Annotated in this window: 4 tRNA genes; all 4 read right to left on the bottom strand. The window is 50.1% G+C overall.

The window, feature by feature from the left end:
- Window positions 1-89, bottom strand: a tRNA-Leu gene (locus LQ694_RS15455).
- Between the two features lie 6 nt (window positions 90-95).
- A tRNA-Gly gene (locus tag LQ694_RS15450) sits at window positions 96-170 on the bottom strand.
- A 32-nt stretch (window positions 171-202) separates the two neighbouring features.
- A tRNA-Leu gene (locus tag LQ694_RS15445) sits at window positions 203-284 on the bottom strand.
- A gap of 5 nt (window positions 285-289) precedes the next feature.
- Window positions 290-365: transfer RNA gene (locus tag LQ694_RS15440), tRNA-Lys, on the bottom strand.
- Between the last annotated feature and the right edge of the window lie 12 nt (window positions 366-377).

The raw sequence follows: 377 nt of genomic DNA, 5'->3' as shown, positions 1-377 counted from the left end.
TGGTGCCGAGGACCGGAATCGAACCGGTACGGTAATCACTTACCGCAGGATTTTAAGTCCTGTGCGTCTGCCAGTTCCGCCACCCCGGCAAATAATGGAGCAGAAGACGGGATTCGAACCCGCGACCCCAACCTTGGCAAGGTTGTATTCTACCGCTGAACTACTTCTGCAAAATTAAATGCTTAAATCATATTAATAATAATGCGGGTGAAGGGAGTCGAACCCCCACGCCTTGCGGCGCTAGATCCTAAGTCTAGTGCGTCTGCCAATTCCGCCACACCCGCTTAAATGGTGAGCCATAGAGGATTCGAACCTCTGACCCTCTGATTAAAAGTCAGATGCTCTACCAACTGAGCTAATGGCTCTAAAACATGGTG

Source organism: Mammaliicoccus sp. P-M58 (assembly GCF_022386165.1).
In the GTDB taxonomy this organism is placed as follows: domain Bacteria; phylum Bacillota; class Bacilli; order Staphylococcales; family Staphylococcaceae; genus Mammaliicoccus; species Mammaliicoccus sciuri.
The sequence above is the reverse complement of the archived record's forward strand: the minus strand, read 5'-3'. Positions and strand labels throughout refer to the sequence as shown.